We start from the raw sequence: 18,142 nt of genomic DNA, 5'->3' as shown, positions 1-18,142 counted from the left end.
GCAGAGATCGGGAAACCGCCAGATGTCACCCAACCCGACGAAACCGCTTGAGACCAGCATTGCCGGCGACAACGAGGAGCGCATCAAGCGCTTTCTCGCAACCGCCTCGCACGACTTGCAATCGCCGCTGCGCCATATCGCCATGTATGCCGAGCTGCTGCTCGACGATCTCGAGGAGACGCTCGACGGCGAACAGCTTCAGAGCCTCAAGATGATCATGGAAAAGGCGCAAGCCGCGCAGCGCCTCACCAAGGCACTGATGAGCCTTGCCGGTGGAGCGCCGCAGGTAACGCCTGAAGAGGTCGACCTGACGGCCCTGACCGAAAAAATCTGGATGGAGCTCATTGAGGAGACCGGGGCTCTCGAGGCGACACTCGCCAAGCGAGGGCTCCCTTCCATCCGCACCGACCCCGCATTGTTCGGCCTGGTGCTGCGGCAGCTGATGTCCAATGCCCTCACCTATCGGAGCTCGTCACCGCCGCATGTGGCCATGACGGCGGAACAAGAAGGGGCGAACTGGTTCATCCGGATTTCCGACAACGGGATAGGCATCGACCCCGCTTATCGAGAGCGGATCTTCGAGCCGTTCTGGAAATTGCCGAAGGCGGGGGCAGTCCCCGGCGCCGGTCTCGGCCTGACGACGGCGCAGGAACTTCTGAAGGCGCTTGGCGGGAGTATAGGTCTCGAGCATGCCGACGAAAGCGGCAGCCGCTTCCTCATCCGCCTTCCCGCCGGCTGACAGCGCGTTGCAATTTTTCAGATTCGCTGGACGTCTTTAAGTCCTGCTTTTCCGCAATTCGTTACCACAAACCGCCGTGCAGTTCTGCGGCTCAAATGCTGTAATCGTCCTTCCAGAAATCCGGGACATCGTAGTGCACATATTCGCGGATGATGTGCTGCAGCGTCTGAACGTCGATTTCGTCCTTGCCGATGCGGAAGTCGACCCCGTAATCCGGGAATTCCTGAAAATAGCCGCCCGATATGTCGGTCGAAACGACGCCGATCGGGCCGGTATAGCCGATGCCGCGCAGCTCCGGCACCGTCTCGCGGAAATCGGCATTGGGCAGAAGACGGTTGTCGAGCAGGATGAGATCGAAGCGGGCCGCGCCGATCTTCTTCAGCGCGTCTCCGATCGACGGCGAATATTCGACTTCGACAGGCGGCTCGGACAGATCGGCTATCTTCTTTTTGAGGGCGCGGAATTCGATGAATTCGTCGTCGACAAAGAGAACCTTTACGGCATTCTGTCGGACCGTTTCGGTGATCATTTCATTTTCCCCAGTCCCGATGCCAGTGTTCACGAAACCAACCCGTTCCTCAAGGCGATCGCCACCATGTGGACGCGGTTCACGGCGTCGAGCTTACGCGCGGCAGCAGTGATATGCGAATTGACCGTATGTTCGGACAGACCGAGAATGATGGCGATTTCCGCCGAGGTCTTGCCTTCGCTTGTCCATTTGACGATTTCCGATTCGCGCTGGGTCAAACGTCCGGATGTTTCCTGCGTCAGGATCTCCTCGTAGAGCTTGTCGAAAATGCGCATGGCATCGAGAAGCATATCGGCGATCTCACCCTGAGCCGGCTCTTCACGCTCGCCGCCGAACACGAGACAATATCGCCGCCCTTCCGGCGTGAACAGCGGAATGAAGAGGAAGACGGCGCTGCGGAACTCGTTGAAGAGCAGCTCGGAGGGATAGGTTTCCGGCTGCGCGCTCCTGCCGTGGACGGGCGTTGCCAGAAATTGAGCGCTCTTTGCCCGGACGGTTCCAAGCGCCTCCTTCAACGTCGCAACAAAAAGGCCGAGACGTCGCTCGGCGACATTGGTGATGACGATATCGCGTTCACCGAAAGGAGCTGAAGCCTCGGAAATGCGGGCAAGCGCGAAATTTTCGAAGCGGTAATGCTGCGCCGCCGCTTTCAGCAGACGGAAAAAATCGGTGCGGTTGATCGCCCGGCTAAGCTCCGGTCCGGCATGAAAAGGAGTTGCCGCGGCATTGCTCATTCCCACTCTTCCTCTCCTCCCGCCAAGCCCCCGATCCCGAAATCTTGGGATATACGTCTTAAACGCGAAGAGCTACAAAAATTGCGAGACGATTGATGAGAGATATCGAAACGGGGACTTTCGGTACACAAGGCGGATATCATCAATTATCTCAACTACAGGTGATGCACGGGCAGATATACTGAGGGGCAGTAGTTCTTACCTGGGTATCGTAAATCTTCCGCGTTCAACATCCATGAATGCGAGAAGGCAGTGCCAGACGTAAGCGCGAGAGAGCCGATAGGCCTATCAGCTAAGGGGTTGGCTGAAGTTCGTGGCGGCGAACGCGGGTCATTCGGTTCTCTCAGCGCTTATTTTACGTTCCGTCCTCTTCGTTTCGGTTGCATCTTGAGATGCACACTCGGCCTTGTCAATCGCGGCTTGTCATATCGCCAGGACGAAAGCCAGGAAAAGCACCATACGGTTTTCGCCGTTTCCTACACTTCCAGATTGAGAACGATCGCGGCGAGGTCAAGCGGCTTCTCGAGGTAAAAATCGGCACCGGCTTCAAACGCGCGCGCTCGATCCTCATCGGCGTCCGATCCGCTGCAGATGGCGAGACGCATTGTTCTGAAACGATCGTCCCCGCGCAGGCTGCTTACCAGGCCGATGCCGCTGTCTAGGGGCATGTAGAGATCGGCGACCAGCAGCTCCGGCGGAGCCCAGCCTTCCGCCACGCGCTGCTTCAGCGCCTCCAGCGCTGTCTCGGCCGTCGAAAAACAGAATAGATCGACGTCTATATGCTGCTTCTTGCGGATATAGTCGAGATAGAAGAGGTCGTCCCTGCTGTCGTCGACGTAAACTATGGTAGGCATCCGGCACCGTGATTTGGGTATTGTTCGAATGAACCTCGTTGACCTTCACCGTCACGATATCGCGATTTCGCGAAAATTCGACCTGTCCGACCGAAAAATCATTTCGCAAAAAGCGCGGCGGCGTCCTCTCCTGCCTATTGAGTATTCCCCGATTTCGGAAAAAATGGCCGCGCGAACCGAGAGAGGATACTCGCGTGCAGGATAAGGGCAGCGTGGACCTGCAGGACCAGCGGAGGCGATGGCGCTATCGGGCCTTCGCAATAGCGGTCGGCTGCCTGATGTTCCTTCTCGGAATGAGCGCCCTTGCCGGCTGGTGGCTGCAGATCAAGATTGTCATTTCGCTCATCCCCGGCTTTCCGTCGATGGCCTTCAACACGGCGCTCTGCTTCGTGCTTTCCGGCCTTGGGCTCGCCGCCTCGACGCTGACCGCCCGTCGCTTTCGAATAGCCGCAACGATCATGATCACATGTGCAACGGCGATCGCGGCCGCCCGGCTCGTGGAAATCGCAACAGTCGGCCGCGCCGTCCATAATGTCGACCACTTGATCAGCGGCTTGGTGATTCCGCGCAATTTCATCGCCGAGATCGGCGGCGGCATGGGGCCCAATACCGCGCTGATCTTTCTGATCGCCAATCTTTCGCTGCTTCTCTCGCTCCATGTCGAGAAGTCTGGAAATCAGGTGGCGCAGGAGCTGACGAGCTATGTCGTCATCACGCTTGGGATGATCGCGCTCGCCGGTTATCTCACCGATGCCGAACAGGGCTACCGCTGGGGGAGCTATGCGGCGATGGCGTTGCACACGGCGTTCGGCATGGTGCTCTTCGGCTCTGGCCTGCTGGCCCGCTCCTGGTGGATGCAGCCGGCAAACCGGGCGCAGATTCCGCTCTGGATTCCGGCGGCGGTCTGCTTCACCGGCCTTCTCGTCGATCTCTATACACCGCTCGGCCTCGCGAACGGCATTCTTTACGTGCCGCTGGTGCTGACGGCCCTCTGGTTCGGCAACAGGAACGCGCCGCTCTTCTTCGCCTTTGCCTGCACCGTGCTCCTCATGCTCGGCTTCTTCGCAATCAGGCACGACGAGACGGCATTCTGGCAGGAGATCGCCAATCGCGCCATCACGGCCGCCACGCTCTGGCTGATTGCGATCCTCGTCTACTATTTCCTGCGCAACAACCAAAATCTGGAGGCCGAACGCATCCGCTTCGGCGCGCTGGTGCGCAGCACGCCCGATGCCGTCATCGTCATCGACGAGCGTGGGACGATCAGGAGTTTCAATCCGGCCGCCGAAAGCATGTTCGGCTATTCCCCGCAGGAAACGATCGGCCGGAACATCAAGATGCTGATGCCTGAGCCCTATCACTCCGAACATGACGGCTATCTCTCCCACTACAGGCAGACCGGCGAGGAGCGCATCATCGGCACCACGCGCATGGTTTCCGGGCGGCGCAAGAACGGCATCGTCTTCCCGATCGAGGTGTCCATCAGCGTTGTCGTCAGCGGCGAGATCAAGACCTTCGTCGGCATCGTGCGAGACATCAGCGAGCGCGCGCGGCAGGAAGAACGGATGAAGACGACGCTTGCTCAGCTCGAGGCCTATACGGCCGAGCTCGAGCGCAGCAACCACGACCTCGACGAGTTCGCCTATATTGCCTCGCATGATCTGAAGGAGCCGCTGCGCGGCCTGCACAACCACTCCCGCTTCCTCCTCGAGGACTATGAGGACAAGCTCGACGTCGACGGCGTGCGCCGGCTGAACCGGCTCGTGCGTCTCAGCCAGCGCATGGAGAAGCTCGTCAACGACCTGCTCTACTTCTCCCGGCTTGGGCGACAGCAGCTGGCCGTCAGACGCACCGATATCGGCCTGATCGTCAAGGACGTGGTCGCGACGATGGAGCTTCTCCTGGAAGAGCGGCACGCCAAGGTCGTCACCGACGGCCGTCTGCCGGAGGTGATCTGCGACGCGCCGCGGCTAACCGAAGTGTTCCGCAATCTCATCACCAATGCGATCAAATACAACGACAAGCCGACGCCGCTGATCACGATCGGCTATCTCGACCGGTTCGTCGGCAAGGACGGCACGGTTGCCCGCAACGTGTTTTTCGTTAGGGATAACGGCAAGGGTATACCCCAGGAATTCCATGAGGATATTTTCCGCATTTTCAAACGGCTCGAAAAGTCGCAGGATTCCGACGACGGGACGGGAGCAGGCCTCACCTTCGTCCGCAAGATCATCGCGCGGCACAACGGCGATATCTGGCTGGAATCCGAAGTTGGCGTCGGCACCACATTCTATTTCACCTTGGGAAAGAAGCGCGAGGGCCAGAATGCAGCAGCGTGACACGCAACCGATCCTGATCGTCGAAGACAGCGAAGACGACTTCGAAGCGACGATGCGCGCCTTCAAACGCACCAATCTGCGCAACTCGATCCGCTGGGCGGCCTCGGGTCAGGAAGCGCTCGACATGCTCGGCGCGATGGTGCCGAAGCCAGGGCTGATCCTGCTCGATCTCAACATGCCCGGCCTCGACGGCCGTAAGACGCTGGAGGCGATCAAGTCGAACGACGGCTGGCGCAAGATCCCGGTGGTGATCCTGACGACATCGGACGATGAACGCGACATCGAAGGCTGCTACGCACTCGGCGCCAACACCTATGTGCAGAAACCGGTCGATCTCGACGGCCTCTTCGCGGCCATCCAGCGGCTGAAGGAATACTGGTTCGAAATCGCAATCCTGCCGCTCGAGGACTGACGGTTTGGCGGAAGACTGCTGCATTCTCATCATCGACGACAACATCGACGACCGGGAGGTCTATCGCCGTATATTGGGCCGCGTCTCAAGCACCGCCTATACCGTCCTCGAAGCGGAGACCGGCGAAGAGGGCCGTACGTTGAACAGCCGGAAACGGCCGAACTGCATCCTGCTCGACTATTCGCTGCCGGGGCGCGACGGGCTCGGCGTCCTTGCCGACATATTGGAGGACGATCCCGTCGCCAACGTCATCATGCTGACCGGCCAGGGCAACGAAACCGTCGCCGTCGAGGTGATGAAAAGCGGCGCGCGCGATTATCTCACCAAGGATTCGCTTTCACCCGAAACGCTGCATCGCTGCATCCAGAACGCAATCATGCACGGTATGCTGGAAGCGCAGCTGGAGCAAAAGCGGCAATCGCTCGAAATTTTCACACGCGCCATGGCGCATGACCTCAAAGAGCCGTTGCGGACGATCAAATCCTTCAGCCGGATCCTGCACGGTTCCGCCTTGCTTCCGGCCGAGGACCGCGAGTTGCTCGACTATGTGCTGAGCGCCGCCGACCATATGGAAGATCTGATCGTCAAGGTCTCGAACTTCACCAAGCTCGAAGCCTACGGTGGGCCGGAGCTGACGCCGGTTTCGCTGTCTGATGTGCTCGGCCAGGTGGAGGACAATCTGCGCCAGCAGACGGACAGCCGCGGAGCCGTCATCATCCGGGGACCGCTGCCGGAGGTGATGGGCGATGCGACGCTGCTGACCCAGCTTCTGCAGAACCTGGTGTCGAATGCCATCCGCTATTGCGATCAAAAGGTTCCGGAGATCACAATCTCCGGCGAAGCACGGGGGGACAGCTGTCGCCTGACGGTGCGTGACAACGGGCCGGGCATCAATCCCCAGCACCGCGAGTTGATCTTCCAGCCGTTCAAACGGCTCGTCGGCCGCGGCATCGAGGGCACCGGGCTGGGCCTTGCCATCTGCCGCCGCATCGCGCAGCTGCATGGCGGCGCGATCTGGTGCGAACCGGACAAAGGCCCCGGCGCCACCTTCATCGTCGAAATCCCACTCGCCGAGGCGCGGCCCGCGCCGCCCACCGCATCAGCCGTTGCGCCCAGCGTGAAGCCGGCGGAGCAGCCGGGCGAAGGCTCCGGCCGGCTTGCGGAAGTGCTGCTGGTCGAAGACAGCCCCGCCGACATCCAGATCCTGAAGATCAAGCTGATGCGGCGGGAGAAGGTTACTTTCAACCTGCATGTTGCCACCAACGGACGCGAGGCGATGCGGCTGCTCGAAGAGCGCGCCGGCATAACCGACGTGCCGCAGATCGATCTGATGCTGCTCGATATCAACATGCCGATCATGGACGGCTTCGAGGTGCTGAACGCGCTTTCGGCCGATGCTCGTCTGAAACGGATTCCCGTCTGCATTCTCAGCACCTCAAGCGACGAGACCGACATGCAGCGGGCCAGAAATCTCGGGGCGCGCGCCTATATGGTGAAGCCGCCGACCCTGCAGCAACTGGAAGAGGCGCTCGAGGATGTCGATCATTTGGAATTGTTGCGGCGCGGCGATTCGCTTGCGCTTTGTGCGGAACAAAACTAAGCGGTGGTCATTGGCAACGGTATGACTTTCGCAGCTCTCATACTCGCGCTCCTGACGACGCCGCTTCAATCAGGACTGCTCTCGATGGTATCAGGCATTCATCACGTTACGGCCATCACCCGGAAGGTGCAGGCAAACGTGGACTTTTACGCCGGCTTTCTCGGCATGCGGCTCGTCAAGCAGACGGCCGGCTACGAGGATGCGACACAACTCCATCTCTTCTACGGCGATTCGGCAGGTACGCCAGGTTCGCTCGTCAGCTTCCTCGTCTGGGAGGACGGCGCCCCCGGCCGGGCGGGTTACGGCCAGGTCAGCGAAATTTCACTGGCGATCGACCCGGGGAGCATCGGCTACTGGCTGACGCGCGCCATGAGCTTCGGGCTGCGTTCCGAGGGACCGGCCGATGAATTCGGGGAGCCTGTTCTCAGGCTGAAAGACCCCGACAATATCATTCTCAAGCTCGCCGGGGCGAAGGACCTTACAACGGCAACCGTCTGGGACGGCGCCTCGATCCCGGTCGAACATGCCATCCAGCGCGTGCGCGGCGCAACCATGCTGACGGAAAAGCCGGCCGAGAGCCGCAGCTTCCTGGAGCGCCATTTCGGCTACCGCTTCCAGGCCAACCGCGGCACGATCGACAGGCTGGTTTCGCAATCGGGCGACGTCATCGACGTACGCGATGCGCGCGGCTTCTGGTCCGGCGCGCCGGGAACCGGTACCGTCGATCATGTCGCCTTCCGGGCACCCGATGAGGACGCGCTGCGTTCGGCATCCAAGGCGCTGGAGAAGACCGACGCATCGCCGACCAGCATGCACGACCGCAAGTATTTCCGCTCGCTCTATGCCCGAGAGCCAGGCGGCACGCTGGTCGAGCTTGCAACCGACAAGCCCGGCATGACTGTTGACGAAGAGCATGCCGCCCTTGGCAGCAAGCTGTTCGCGCCCCCCGAGGCGATCACCAATCTCGACGACCTGAAGACGGTCCTGCCGCAATTTTCGATGCCCGGGGAGCCGCGCATCAATTACCGCGAGCTGCCGTTTGTCCATCGCTTCTACACGCCGCCCAATCCCGACGGCAGTGTCTTCGTGCTGCTCCACGGCTCGGGCGGCAACGAGACGACGCTGATGCCGCTTCTTAACAAGGCGGCACCGCGCGCAACGCTGATGGGCGTGCGGGGACGTGCGACGGAAGAAGGTTTTCCGCGCTGGTACAAGCGCATTACCCCCTTCTCCTTCGACCAGGACGACATCAAGACCGAGGCCGAAGCCTTTGCAGCCTTCATCGAAGGCGCCGTTACGTCCTACGGCCTCGACCCCAAGAAGGTCGTCTATGTCGGCTATTCTAACGGCGCCAACCTCTTGAACTCGCTGCTCTATCTGCACCCGAACCTTGTTCACAAGGCCGTGCTGCTGCGCTCGATGCCGGTCCTCAGCGAATATCCGCATGCCGATCTGAAGGGCACGGACCTGCTCGTCATCAGCGGCAAGACGGATGCTTATGGCAAATATGCGAGCGAGCTGGAGGAAAGGCTGAAAAGTTCGGGGGCCACCGTCGATTCCGACGTCATCCCCGGCGGCCACGATCTGGGCGATGCCGATGTGCCGATCATCCAGAAGTGGCTGCTCCAGAGTATGGGCGATGATGTACCGCCGCTGGAGCAGCAAGCGGTCAAGCCGCCGAGCGAGCCGTTCGGGCAACCATGATGCCGGCGAGCACCACGGCGGCGCCCAGCGCCTGCATCGTGCCGATCGCCTCATCGAGCAGCGCCCAGGCGAGGATTGCGGCGACGACCGGCTGCAGCAGCAGCGTCAGCGATGAAAAGGCCGGCGGCAGATAGGCCAGCGCATAGGTGATCGCCACCTGCCCGCCCGCATGGCTGACAAAGGCGAGGCCGAAAAGGATCGACCAGCCGTAGAGGGTCGCCGGCAGCATCCGGCCTTCGAAGAAGAAGGCAATCGGAAAGATGCAGACGGCAGCCGATGCCGTGCTCCACAGCATGATGCGGATCGTATCGAACCGGCTGCGCAACCTGCCGATCGCCAGGATATAGCAGGCATAGAAGAAGGCGGCGATCATCGCGGTACCGTCGCCGCCTAAATCCCCGTGGCCGAGTCCTGCCGGTCCGCCCTTCAGGATAACCACGCCCGCCAGCGCCAGGACCAGCCCCAACAGAAAAACGCCGCTGGTTCTCGCCCTGAAAAACAGGACGGCGATCAGCGTGACGAACACAGGCGCGAGGTTTGCAAGCAGCGTCGCGTTGGCGACCGAGGTCATGGTGAGCGAAAGATGCCAGGCGGCGAGGTCGAGCGCCAGCATCAGGCCCGGAAGAGCCAGCAGGCTATAATCGGAAAGGCTTTGCGGCTTCGGCCCCGCATCCTTCTTCACAAACGAGACGATGAAGATCGGGATCAGCGCCAGCGCCACGCGCCAGAAGGCAGTGGCCATCGGCCCGGCCTCGGACAGCCGGACGAAGATCGGCGAGCCGCCGATCGCCGCTCCGCCGAGAACGAGAGCGGCAAGGGCGAGACGATTGGAAGGCGAGGCTTCGGAGAGGCTGGAAGCAGTCTGCGACATGATCTCGATATTTCTGATTGCCCGAACACCGGCAGCGGGCGATTGAATGCCGAGTGCGTAGCAGAAGCCGACCGCCGGCGACAGTCGAATAGCGACACCGGAACGGAAAATCAGCCCCGCTGCGTGTTTGCCCTGGCCAGCCGCAGCTTTGCGGCGATTTCGGTCGCGACGAAAAAGGCATGCTCGGTCACCTGCGGCAGTCCCATCAGTTCGCCGAAGGTGCCGCGCGCCAGCGGACCGGAGATCAATAGCGAAGGCTCTGCCTTTCTCGACGCGCCGATCGCCTCCGAATGCTCGGTGCAGGCGAGGCCGAGGCCTGTGAGATCAAGCGACAGATAACCGCTCGCAGCAAGCGCCGCGAGCCAGGGCTGGGTTTCGAGAATGCCGCCATGCGCCGGGCCGGTGGTGACGACGACGGCGTCATAGCTCTGCTGCAATGACTGGCGCCGATAGCGCGGCTGCAGGCTGCAAACAACTAGCTCGCCTTCAATGCGCGCCTCGGCGACCGAACCGGCGAGGATTTCCAGGCGACCGGCAGCAATCGCCTCGTCGAGCACGGCTTCCACCTGCGGCGCGATGCGGAAACGATGCACATCCCAATAGGGACGCAGATGGCGGACGAGACGGCACCGTTCGGCAACCGGCAGCGCCTGCCAGAGATCGTGTCCCTGCGCCCGCACCTGATCGATCACGCCATGCCAGCTTATGCCCTGCGCCTCCGCAGCGTGTATGGCCGCGCGGATTCCTGCCAGCAGTGAAACGGCGGAACGAGCCGCATCGGAGAGGAAATCGCCGAACAACGGTTGCGGCACCGGCGCATGTCCGCGCGAGCGCAGGCCGCGGCGCGAGATCGCCGTTACCGGACCGTGATGCCCGCGTTCAGCAAGCGAGGCAATGACATCGGCGGCGGTCAAGCCGTTGCCGATGACCAGCACCCGGTCCTGGGGGCGGATCACCTCGAGCGCGCCTGGCTTCGTGGTGTCGGCGACGAAACGGGGATGGCCGGCGAGCCTGGTCGCAAGCCGGCCGGGGGCCGCCGGCGGCGGGTGGCTGGTGGCGATCGCGACGATATCGGCCTGCATCACGTCGCCTTTGTCGTCGCGGATCGACCAGCGGCCGTCCCGGCGCTCGACATGGGTCACGGCGGCGCGGCAATGACGCACGCTGCCGTCCTCCAACAGCGGCTTCAGAAGGGAGGCGACATAATCGCCGAAGAGCCGGCGCCGCGGAAAAAGCAGGCCATCGGGCCGTCGTGCCTGCGGGTCGCACGCGACAGCATCGCGGGCCTCGATCCAGGCCTGGAACTCGCCCTGGTCGTCTGGCTGCAGGCTCATCTTGGCGGCGGGAACATTGATGCGGTGGGCCGGATCGTCCGTGTCATAGGCAAGACCGCGGCCGAGCTCCGCCCGCGGCTCGAAGACCACAATAAGCGGAGCGTCGCCGCCATTTGCCCGGGCGAGATGATAGGCCACGCCCGCGCCGGAGACGCCACCGCCGATGATGGCGACGACGGGCTGTTCGGACGTCGGCAGAAGTTTGGACTGCATGATAGCCGAGACCGTTGCTTCGATGCCCGAGCATAGAAGCCGGACATTGCTCACGCAATCCTCCGGCGGCAATTGTCTATAATATTGGTGAAGATCAGCTTTGTTCCGATATCGTTGTCGAGAACTCGGGAGTGCCGCGAATGGTGTTGCTGACCGTGCAGATCTCATCTTCGGCGGCAACGACGATCTTGCGGCGGGTCTCCTCGTCAATATCGCCCTTGATCGAGAAGACGATGTTGAATTTTGCGACGCGTGACAGCCCTTCCGCCGCCTTCTCGCCGGTGACGTCGGCAGTGATCTCACCGATCCTGTCGAGAACGCCCATCTGGCTCGCTGCAATGCGGGCGCTGAGCACGAGGCAGGCCGCGAGCGAGGCATAGAGCAGATCGAGCGGGCTGAAGCCTGGCTGCGACGGCGCGGTGACGATATCGATCTCACCCTTGGTGGTGGACGTGACATGCGGGTAGCCGGTGCGGCCGAGAGTGGCGTTGGCGCCTGTCGGACGGGGGCGAGCCTTGAGATCAGCCATGACAAAAATCCTCTGACAACGGGCTCGCAGAGATAGCGAGTTGCGCTTCGGCCCGCAACGGCGCCGCCGACGGCCGGTAACGGAACCTTTCCATCCGTCATCGGTTGATTACACCTGAACGAAATCAGTGACAAAGGTGCATCGCGATGGCGCATGTCCGCAACATGGATCGTCAGGACCGGCGGATGGACGCCCGTGACCGGCTGATCGTCGCTCTCTATGCACAGCTCAGGGCCGAGCGGGAAACGCGCGAGACACTGGAATGGGCGATCCGCAACGGCGCCATTTCGCAGGAGGTGCTGGAGGCGATTGCCGCCGATCCGGTTCCCGTCGTTACCAGCGAGGACATCGCCTCGCTCGAAAAAATCATCGCGCTCGACGGAAGGCGCAAACCAAATCGGAACTAGAGCGTGATGCCGAAACCGCGCACCGGTGTCGGCCGCATCATGCTCCGCTATCGAACTCACAAGAGGAGATCCGAAATGGCCGATATCACCTATCAGGTTGTGCCGCATGACAATGGCTGGGCATACAAGCTCGGCGACACGCTGTCGGAAACCTATGCGACGGCTGAGGAAGCGATCCTCCGCGCCAAGGATGCTGCGTCGCGCCAGAAAATCGGCGATGGCGACGCCTTACTCGCTTATCCTTCACCCGACGGCGGCTGGGCCTTCCAGGAACTCGAAACCGACAAGAGCAGCAGTCGGCTCTGATTTGTCACGGAGGATGGAATGGCCGCGCGGGCAAGCTGGAAAGGTCATCTGAAGGTAGGCGACCTTGCTTGCGCCGTCGGGCTTTATACCGCCATCTCCTCCTCCGACCGCGTTTCTTTCAACATCGTCAACCGCAGGACCGGCCACCGGGTGGAACGGCAGTTCGTCGACAGCGAAACCGGCAAGCCGGTCGAGCGGGACGATCAGGTCAAGGGTTACCAGATGGAGAATGGCGACTACATCGTCGTCGAAGGCGACGAGATTGCCGAGATCCTGCCGGAAAGCGACAAGGTGCTCAACGTCAAAGCTTTCATTGCCTATGACGATATCGACAAGCTCTATTTCGACCGCCCCTATTACCTCGCACCCGTCAACGATCATGATGAAGAGGCGCTGTCGCTGCTCGTCCGCAGCATGCGAGACGGCAAGGTCGCGGCGCTTGCGGAAGCCGTCCTTTTCCGGCGCAACCGCACGCTGCTGATCCGGCCCCATGACGGCTACATCATCGCGACCATGCTGAACTTCGACTACGAGGTGCGCTCGGCCAACGCGGTCTTCAAAGACATTCCCCACATCAAGTTCGACAAGGAAATGCTCGAGCTCGCCGGTCACATCATCGAAACCAAGCGCGGCAGCTTCGATCCGAGCGCCTACGAGGACCGCTACGAAGCGGCCCTCGTCGAACTGGTGAAAGCAAAGATCGACGGCCGAGCGCCGCCAAAGAAGAAACCGACGCCCGAAGGCAAGGTCGTCGACCTGATGGAGGCGCTGCGCCAAAGCGCCAAGATGGGCGGCAAGGCGGCGAAGAAGGCGCCGGCACAGAAAAAGGCGTCGGCGCGCAGCGACAGCCAAAGGAAGAAGGCAGGCTGAGATGGCCCTCGAGACCTATGAAGCGAAGCGCAATTTCAAACTCACTCCGGAACCACGCGGCCGGTTGGGCCGCAGCAGCGGCAACGGTTTCGTCATCCAGAAGCATGACGCAACTACACTGCACTATGATTTCCGCGTCGAGATGGATGGGGTTCTGAAGAGCTGGGCGGTGACGAAAGGGCCGAGCCTCAACCCCGAGGACAAGCGCCTTGCCGTACACGTCGAAGATCACCCGCTTTCCTATGGCGATTTCGAAGGCATCATTCCAAAAGGACAATATGGCGGCGGCACTGTCATCGTCTGGGATCGCGGCACCTGGATGCCGCTCGGCGATGCGCAAAAGGCCTATCGCGAGGGCCATTTGGAATTCGAGCTCGACGGCGAGAAGCTGAAGGGCCGCTGGCATCTCGTGCGAATGCATGGGCGGCCCGGGGAAAAGCGGGAGAACTGGCTGCTGATCAAGGGAGACGACGCCGAGGCGCGTCACGACGGGGACATTCTCAAGGAGCGGCCGGAATCGGCCAAGACCGGCCGCCGGCTCGAAGAGGTGGCGGAAAATCCGGACGCGAGCTGGGATTCCAAGGCACAAGACGCCATGTCCGCTGCCGCCAAAAGACCGGCGTCAAAGGCCAAATCTCCGGCACCACAAGAACGCGACTGGCCGAAGGGTGCGCGCAAGGGTGCAATGCCCGATTTCATCGAACCGGCGCTTGCCAGGTTGAAGCCGAAGCCGCCGGCTGGCGATCGCTGGATCCACGAAATCAAGTTCGACGGCTACCGGCTACAGGTCAGGGTCGAGAACGGCGAGGTCAGGATGTTGACCCGTAGCGGACTCGACTGGACGGAGAAATTCGGCAGGGAGATACTCAAGGCCTTCGCCGGCCTTCCGGTACAAACGGCGGTGATCGACGGCGAAATTGTCGTCGAGCGCGATATCGGCGCCTCGGATTTTTCAGCGCTGCAACGGGATCTGAGCGAAGGCCGCGATGATCGCTTCGTCTTCTATGCCTTCGATCTTCTTCACCTCGACGGCTATAATCTGGTGAATGTGGCACTCGTCGATCGCAAGCGACTGCTCGAAAGCCTGCTGCCCGGCAACAATGACAAGCTGCGCTACAGCGGGCATTTCAATGAAAGCGGCGGCCTGGTGCTCGACCATGCCTGCCGGCTCAGCCTCGAAGGGGTGATTTCCAAATTGCGCGACAGCAAATACACGTCGGGACGCAAAGGCGACTGGATCAAATCGAAGTGCTCGCACCGGCAGGAATTCGTCATCGGCGGTTACGTGCCGTCGACCTCGATGAAGAATGCGATCGGCTCGCTGGCGATGGGCTATTACCAGGACGGCGAACTCAAGCATGTCGGACGCGTCGGCACCGGATATACGGCGGCAACCGCGCAGATGCTCTTTGAGAAACTGTCGCGGCTGACGCAGAACGAGAAATCCTTCGACGACAAGCTCACATCAGAAGAGCGGCGCGGGCTGATCTATGTAAAGCCACAGATGGTCGGCGAGGTCGAGTTCCGCGCCTGGTCTGCCGACGGCAATCTGCGCCACGCCGCCTTCCGCGGCCTGCGCGAAGACAAGCCTGCCAAGGACGTGACGCGCGAGACGGAAAAGACCACGGCCCCTCTCCTGCCGAAATTGACGGTGACGCTCACCCACCCCGACCGCATCTATTGGCCGGACGTGGGCGTTACCAAGGAAGGCCTGGCGAATTATTACGCCCAGGTCTGGCGCTTCATGGCGCCCTATGTCGTCAACCGGCCGCTGGCGCTCTTGCGCCTGCCGGCCGGGATCGATGGCCGGCAGCGGTTTTTCCAGAAACATGCCTGGAAGGGTATGAATCCGCATATTGAGGAGATCACCGATCCCAAGGACAAGCAGGGAGAGAAGCTGCTGCGCATTACCGATTTCGACGGCATCGTTGCGCTCGTGCAATCGGCAGCGCTGGAAATCCACCCCTGGGGTACGACGACCAACGATTGGGAAAAACCAGATATGATCACGATGGACCTCGATCCCGATGACGAGGTGGAATGGAAGGATGTGATCGCCTCTGCTTGCGAATTGAAGGAGCGGTTGGAGACCGAGGGTCTTGCCGCCTTCGTCAAGACCTCAGGCGGCAAGGGGCTGCATGTGGTGACGCCGCTCACGCCGAAGGCCGGCTGGGTCGAGGTGAAGGCTTTTGCCAAATGGCTCGCCGACAGCATGTCAGCCGACCATCCCGACCGCTACCTGGCGACGGCAACGAAGGCCAAGCGCAAGGGGAGGATCTTCATCGACTATCTCCGCAACGGCCGCGGCAATACGGCGGTCGCGCCTTATTCAACACGAGCACGGCCGGGCGCCGCGGTTTCGATGCCGTTGGAATGGAGCGAACTGACCCCCGACGTCGGACCGGCCTACTTCACCGTGGACAACACGCCGACCCGGCTCGACGCGCTGCCGCGAGATCCTTGGGACGGGTTTTTCGCCGCGGCAAAACCGTTGGAAAAGAAGAAGCGGTAGGCGAAACCTTCCAGCGCTAACGCGACTTCCGCGCGCCTTCCGCCGTCAGGCTCTTCTTCAGGGCATCCATGATGTTGATGACGTTACCGGTCGATTTTACCGGTGTGGGTTTTTTGGCCGGCGCTGCCTTCTTCAGGCTCTTCTGTTTGCCGCGAATCATCGATTTCAGGCGCCTCTGGATCGGGTCCTGCACCATGGTCGGACTCCAAGCCTTGGTCTCTTCCTTCACCAGCCGCTTCATCAGCGTCAGGAGCTTGCTGTCTACCTTCGCCCTGTCGTCGATTTCGACTGAAGGTTCGCGTACCTCGTCGCCGTAGCGCAGGGTCCAGAGCACGATGCCCTTGCCTTGGGGCTCCAGGAGCACGGCGCGCTCGCGGCGATAGAGGACCAGGCGGGCAATGCCGACGACGTCGTTTGCCTTCATCGCCTCGCGGATGACACAGAAGGCTTCCGCCCCGACCTTGTCCTCGGGCGCCAGAAAATGCGGCTTGTCGTACCAGATCCAATCGATCGAGCCGCGGGGGACGAAACTGTCGATATCTATGGTGCGGGTGCTTTCGAGCCCGACTTCCTCGATCTCCTCGTCTTCGAGAATGACATAGTCGTCCTCGCCGCGCGGATAACCCTTCACCTGGTCCCGGTCGGGCACCGGTTTACGGGTAACGCTGTCGACATAGCGGCTTTCGACGCGGTTTTTCGTCTGACGATTGAGGACGTGGAAATGCAGCTTGTTGCTTTCGGTCGTCGCCGGCGTAAGGGATACGGAAGCGGTAACGAGCGAGAGCTTGAGGTAACCCTTCCAGAATGTCTGGCGTGCCATGGCTGTCCTGCCCTCCGGGACCGATGGAACATTGGCAATCAACGGCAAAACCGGCCTTCGGTTCCAGGCCGGGCATAACCGGCAGCACCTGGCTCAGATCGAGAGATACCGCTTCTGCCACGGCAGCTTCTTTTCCTGCCATGCGCGCGGCGTGAACTCGTCGTAGGCGGTTTCGGCGATGGCGAGCATCCAGTTGCGGCCCTTGCGGGCCAACAGCACGCAAGACAATTCCATGCCGGGCGCGACGGCAATCGACGGCCGGTTGGCGCCGGGAATATCCACTCCCTTGTCGCGCCATTGGATGACGATCTCGTCGGGCTCGGACGTCCATTCGCCCGAAGCAACAGATGCCTTGCCGTCGGGATTGAAACGGAGCGGCGGCGCCACGACGTTCAAGAAGCTGCCGTCATTGCGATAATTGCCGGTGATCCGACCGGCGGTGGTTTTGCCCTTTCCCGACAGAACCATGTCCTGCGCGCATCGCATGAATATGTTGCGCCGGAAGCTCCCCGACCATTGGCGATTGGCGAAGAAGGCAATGTCGCATCCGCTGATGACGTTGTCGTGGATGTCGATATCCTTGCGAAAGGCGAGTTCCTGGTCGGAAAAGCCGCTCAGACTGATGCCGCGATTATTGTTCTCGATCCAATTGTCGTAGACATGATGGCCGGTACGGTCTGCCTTGTCGCCGATGCCGTAGCCGAAGGAATAGTCGTTCATCCTGCCGTCGCGCATGATGTTGCTGCGCACCACGGCATCGTCGCCGATCGATGAAAATGAAAAGTTCTTGCCGCCGATGAAGTTGTACTCGACGAGATAATTCCGGGTTTTATCGCAGACCAGCGCGCCCTTGTTCGAAGCGCTCGCCGGCGACTGCAGGAAGAGGTTGCCACGGATCACCACGTCTGAACTGATATTGTCGTCGCTGTTCTGATAGGCGAACTGGCAGCAGTCCGCGCCCTCACCCGCCGCCGCCCCCATGCGATTGTTTTCGAGAAGAACGTTCCTTGTCTTCGTCAGGTAGATACCGTCGCCCTTGACATTCTCCGTTTCGCAGCGCCTCACGACGAGATTGCTGCCATTGTGAAACTTGAAGCCACGCGGCGAGTTCTTGACGACGACGTCTTCGATCACCGTATCGGAAAACACCTGATAGGAGAGGCCTATATCCTCTGCACCATCGATGACCTCAGCCCGCGTGGATACGCCGTGAACTTTTTTTCGCAGGATTGCGGGCATCGGATCTCCATCGGCGCGGTTGCTGCAGCGCCGTGCATCTTACGAGAGGCGCAAAAGCTGCGGCAATGCTTTGAGCTGCTGCATGATTTATCTCTAAATCGATTCCGATTTAAGAAACACGCAGTCGCCC

Annotated in this window: 16 protein-coding genes and 1 pseudogene; 9 read left to right on the top strand and 8 right to left on the bottom strand. The window is 61.1% G+C overall.

What is annotated here, in order from left to right:
* The first annotated feature begins 22 nt into the window (after positions 1-22).
* Positions 23-739, top strand: coding sequence for a sensor histidine kinase (locus tag GA0061105_RS24495; RefSeq protein ID WP_092753582.1), 717 nt, complete (start codon positions 23-25; stop codon positions 737-739).
* A gap of 91 nt (positions 740-830) precedes the next feature.
* On the opposite strand, the gene GA0061105_RS24490 is transcribed toward GA0061105_RS24495, so the two are convergent.
* From GA0061105_RS24490 to GA0061105_RS24480, 3 genes are all read right to left on the bottom strand, one after another.
* Entirely contained in the window at positions 831-1,268 is a 438-nt protein-coding gene (locus GA0061105_RS24490; protein WP_064693796.1) for a response regulator, read from the bottom strand.
* 29 nt (positions 1,269-1,297) lie between these two features.
* Entirely contained in the window at positions 1,298-2,002 is a 705-nt protein-coding gene (locus GA0061105_RS24485) for a helix-turn-helix transcriptional regulator (protein ID WP_064693795.1), read from the bottom strand.
* A 476-nt stretch (positions 2,003-2,478) separates the two neighbouring features.
* Entirely contained in the window at positions 2,479-2,856 is a 378-nt protein-coding gene (locus tag GA0061105_RS24480) for a response regulator (RefSeq protein WP_064693794.1), read from the bottom strand.
* A gap of 194 nt (positions 2,857-3,050) precedes the next feature.
* On the opposite strand from GA0061105_RS24480, the gene GA0061105_RS24475 reads away from it, so the two are divergent.
* Genes GA0061105_RS24475 through GA0061105_RS24460 form a run of 4 tightly spaced genes read left to right on the top strand, consistent with a single transcriptional unit; the run spans position 3,051 to position 8,911 of the window.
* The gene (locus GA0061105_RS24475; protein WP_092753475.1) at positions 3,051-5,195 is read left to right on the top strand and encodes a sensor histidine kinase; all 2,145 of its coding nucleotides are present in this window, start codon (positions 3,051-3,053) and stop codon (positions 5,193-5,195) included.
* Positions 5,182-5,607 (top strand): response regulator, encoded by a 426-nt coding sequence (locus tag GA0061105_RS24470; protein WP_064693792.1) that lies wholly within the window; start codon positions 5,182-5,184, stop codon positions 5,605-5,607. The genes GA0061105_RS24475 and GA0061105_RS24470 overlap by 14 nt, the downstream gene beginning before the upstream one ends.
* A 4-nt stretch (positions 5,608-5,611) precedes the next feature.
* A complete protein-coding gene (locus tag GA0061105_RS24465; protein WP_092753473.1) occupies positions 5,612-7,207 on the top strand; it encodes a response regulator in 1,596 nt (531 codons plus the stop codon).
* Positions 7,208-7,228: 21 nt separating this feature from the next.
* Complete coding sequence (locus GA0061105_RS24460; RefSeq protein WP_245304419.1) at positions 7,229-8,911, top strand: VOC family protein; 1,683 nt, start codon at positions 7,229-7,231, stop codon at positions 8,909-8,911.
* Here the strand turns inward: GA0061105_RS24460 and GA0061105_RS24455 are convergent.
* The 3 genes and pseudogenes from GA0061105_RS24455 to GA0061105_RS24445 form a co-directional block, all read right to left on the bottom strand.
* Positions 8,877-9,782 (bottom strand): DMT family transporter, encoded by a 906-nt coding sequence (locus GA0061105_RS24455; protein ID WP_092753471.1) that lies wholly within the window; start codon positions 9,780-9,782, stop codon positions 8,877-8,879. The genes GA0061105_RS24460 and GA0061105_RS24455 overlap by 35 nt on opposite strands.
* A gap of 110 nt (positions 9,783-9,892) precedes the next feature.
* Positions 9,893-11,376, bottom strand: a pseudogene (locus GA0061105_RS24450) (FAD/NAD(P)-binding protein).
* 47 nt (positions 11,377-11,423) lie between these two features.
* A complete protein-coding gene (locus tag GA0061105_RS24445) occupies positions 11,424-11,858 on the bottom strand; it encodes an OsmC family protein (RefSeq protein WP_092753469.1) in 435 nt (144 codons plus the stop codon).
* Between the two features lie 146 nt (positions 11,859-12,004).
* On the opposite strand from GA0061105_RS24445, the gene GA0061105_RS24440 reads away from it, so the two are divergent.
* The 4 genes from GA0061105_RS24440 to ligD all read left to right on the top strand — a co-directional run bounded on the left by GA0061105_RS24440 (position 12,005) and on the right by ligD (position 15,953).
* Positions 12,005-12,265: a hypothetical protein gene (locus GA0061105_RS24440; RefSeq protein WP_092753467.1), complete on the top strand. Its 261-nt coding sequence runs from the start codon at positions 12,005-12,007 to the stop codon at positions 12,263-12,265.
* A gap of 75 nt (positions 12,266-12,340) precedes the next feature.
* Complete coding sequence (locus GA0061105_RS24435) at positions 12,341-12,571, top strand: DUF2188 domain-containing protein (protein ID WP_092753576.1); 231 nt, start codon at positions 12,341-12,343, stop codon at positions 12,569-12,571.
* Between the two features lie 18 nt (positions 12,572-12,589).
* On the top strand, positions 12,590-13,441 hold the full coding sequence (ku, locus tag GA0061105_RS24430; RefSeq protein WP_092753465.1) for a non-homologous end joining protein Ku: 852 nt from the start codon (positions 12,590-12,592) through the stop codon (positions 13,439-13,441).
* 1 nt (position 13,442) lies between these two features.
* Positions 13,443-15,953 carry a DNA ligase D gene (gene ligD / locus GA0061105_RS24425; protein ID WP_092753463.1) on the top strand — a complete coding sequence of 837 codons (2,511 nt, stop codon included), beginning with the start codon at positions 13,443-13,445 and terminating at the stop codon, positions 15,951-15,953.
* A gap of 16 nt (positions 15,954-15,969) precedes the next feature.
* On the opposite strand, the gene ku (GA0061105_RS24420) is transcribed toward ligD, so the two are convergent.
* Complete coding sequence (gene ku, locus GA0061105_RS24420) at positions 15,970-16,773, bottom strand: non-homologous end joining protein Ku (RefSeq protein ID WP_092753462.1); 804 nt, start codon at positions 16,771-16,773, stop codon at positions 15,970-15,972.
* A gap of 93 nt (positions 16,774-16,866) precedes the next feature.
* Entirely contained in the window at positions 16,867-18,012 is a 1,146-nt protein-coding gene (locus tag GA0061105_RS24415) for a right-handed parallel beta-helix repeat-containing protein (protein WP_064693786.1), read from the bottom strand.
* Between the last annotated feature and the right edge of the window lie 130 nt (positions 18,013-18,142).

Source organism: Rhizobium aethiopicum, assembly GCF_900094625.1.
Taxonomy (GTDB): Bacteria; Pseudomonadota; Alphaproteobacteria; order Rhizobiales; family Rhizobiaceae; genus Rhizobium; species Rhizobium aethiopicum.
Note: the sequence above shows the minus strand (reverse complement) of the source record. Positions and strands in the feature narration are given on the sequence as shown.

Bases quoted from the DNA above. Each gene is read 5' to 3' on its own strand.
- GA0061105_RS24495 (WP_092753582.1), top strand. From the start codon at position 23: ATGTCACCCAACCCGACGAAACCGCTTGAGACCAGCATTGCCGGCGAC.
- GA0061105_RS24490 (WP_064693796.1), bottom strand. From the start codon at position 1,268: ATGATCACCGAAACGGTCCGACAGAATGCCGTAAAGGTTCTCTTTGTC.
- GA0061105_RS24485 (WP_064693795.1), bottom strand. From the start codon at position 2,002: ATGAGCAATGCCGCGGCAACTCCTTTTCATGCCGGACCGGAGCTTAGC.
- GA0061105_RS24480 (WP_064693794.1), bottom strand. From the start codon at position 2,856: ATGCCTACCATAGTTTACGTCGACGACAGCAGGGACGACCTCTTCTAT.
- GA0061105_RS24470 (WP_064693792.1), top strand. From the start codon at position 5,182: ATGCAGCAGCGTGACACGCAACCGATCCTGATCGTCGAAGACAGCGAA.
- GA0061105_RS24460 (WP_245304419.1), top strand. From the start codon at position 7,229: ATGACTTTCGCAGCTCTCATACTCGCGCTCCTGACGACGCCGCTTCAA.
- GA0061105_RS24455 (WP_092753471.1), bottom strand. From the start codon at position 9,782: ATGTCGCAGACTGCTTCCAGCCTCTCCGAAGCCTCGCCTTCCAATCGT.
- GA0061105_RS24445 (WP_092753469.1), bottom strand. From the start codon at position 11,858: ATGGCTGATCTCAAGGCTCGCCCCCGTCCGACAGGCGCCAACGCCACT.
- GA0061105_RS24440 (WP_092753467.1), top strand. From the start codon at position 12,005: ATGGCGCATGTCCGCAACATGGATCGTCAGGACCGGCGGATGGACGCC.
- GA0061105_RS24435 (WP_092753576.1), top strand. From the start codon at position 12,341: ATGGCCGATATCACCTATCAGGTTGTGCCGCATGACAATGGCTGGGCA.
- ku (WP_092753465.1), top strand. From the start codon at position 12,590: ATGGCCGCGCGGGCAAGCTGGAAAGGTCATCTGAAGGTAGGCGACCTT.
- ligD (WP_092753463.1), top strand. From the start codon at position 13,443: ATGGCCCTCGAGACCTATGAAGCGAAGCGCAATTTCAAACTCACTCCG.
- ku (WP_092753462.1), bottom strand. From the start codon at position 16,773: ATGGCACGCCAGACATTCTGGAAGGGTTACCTCAAGCTCTCGCTCGTT.
- GA0061105_RS24415 (WP_064693786.1), bottom strand. From the start codon at position 18,012: ATGCCCGCAATCCTGCGAAAAAAAGTTCACGGCGTATCCACGCGGGCT.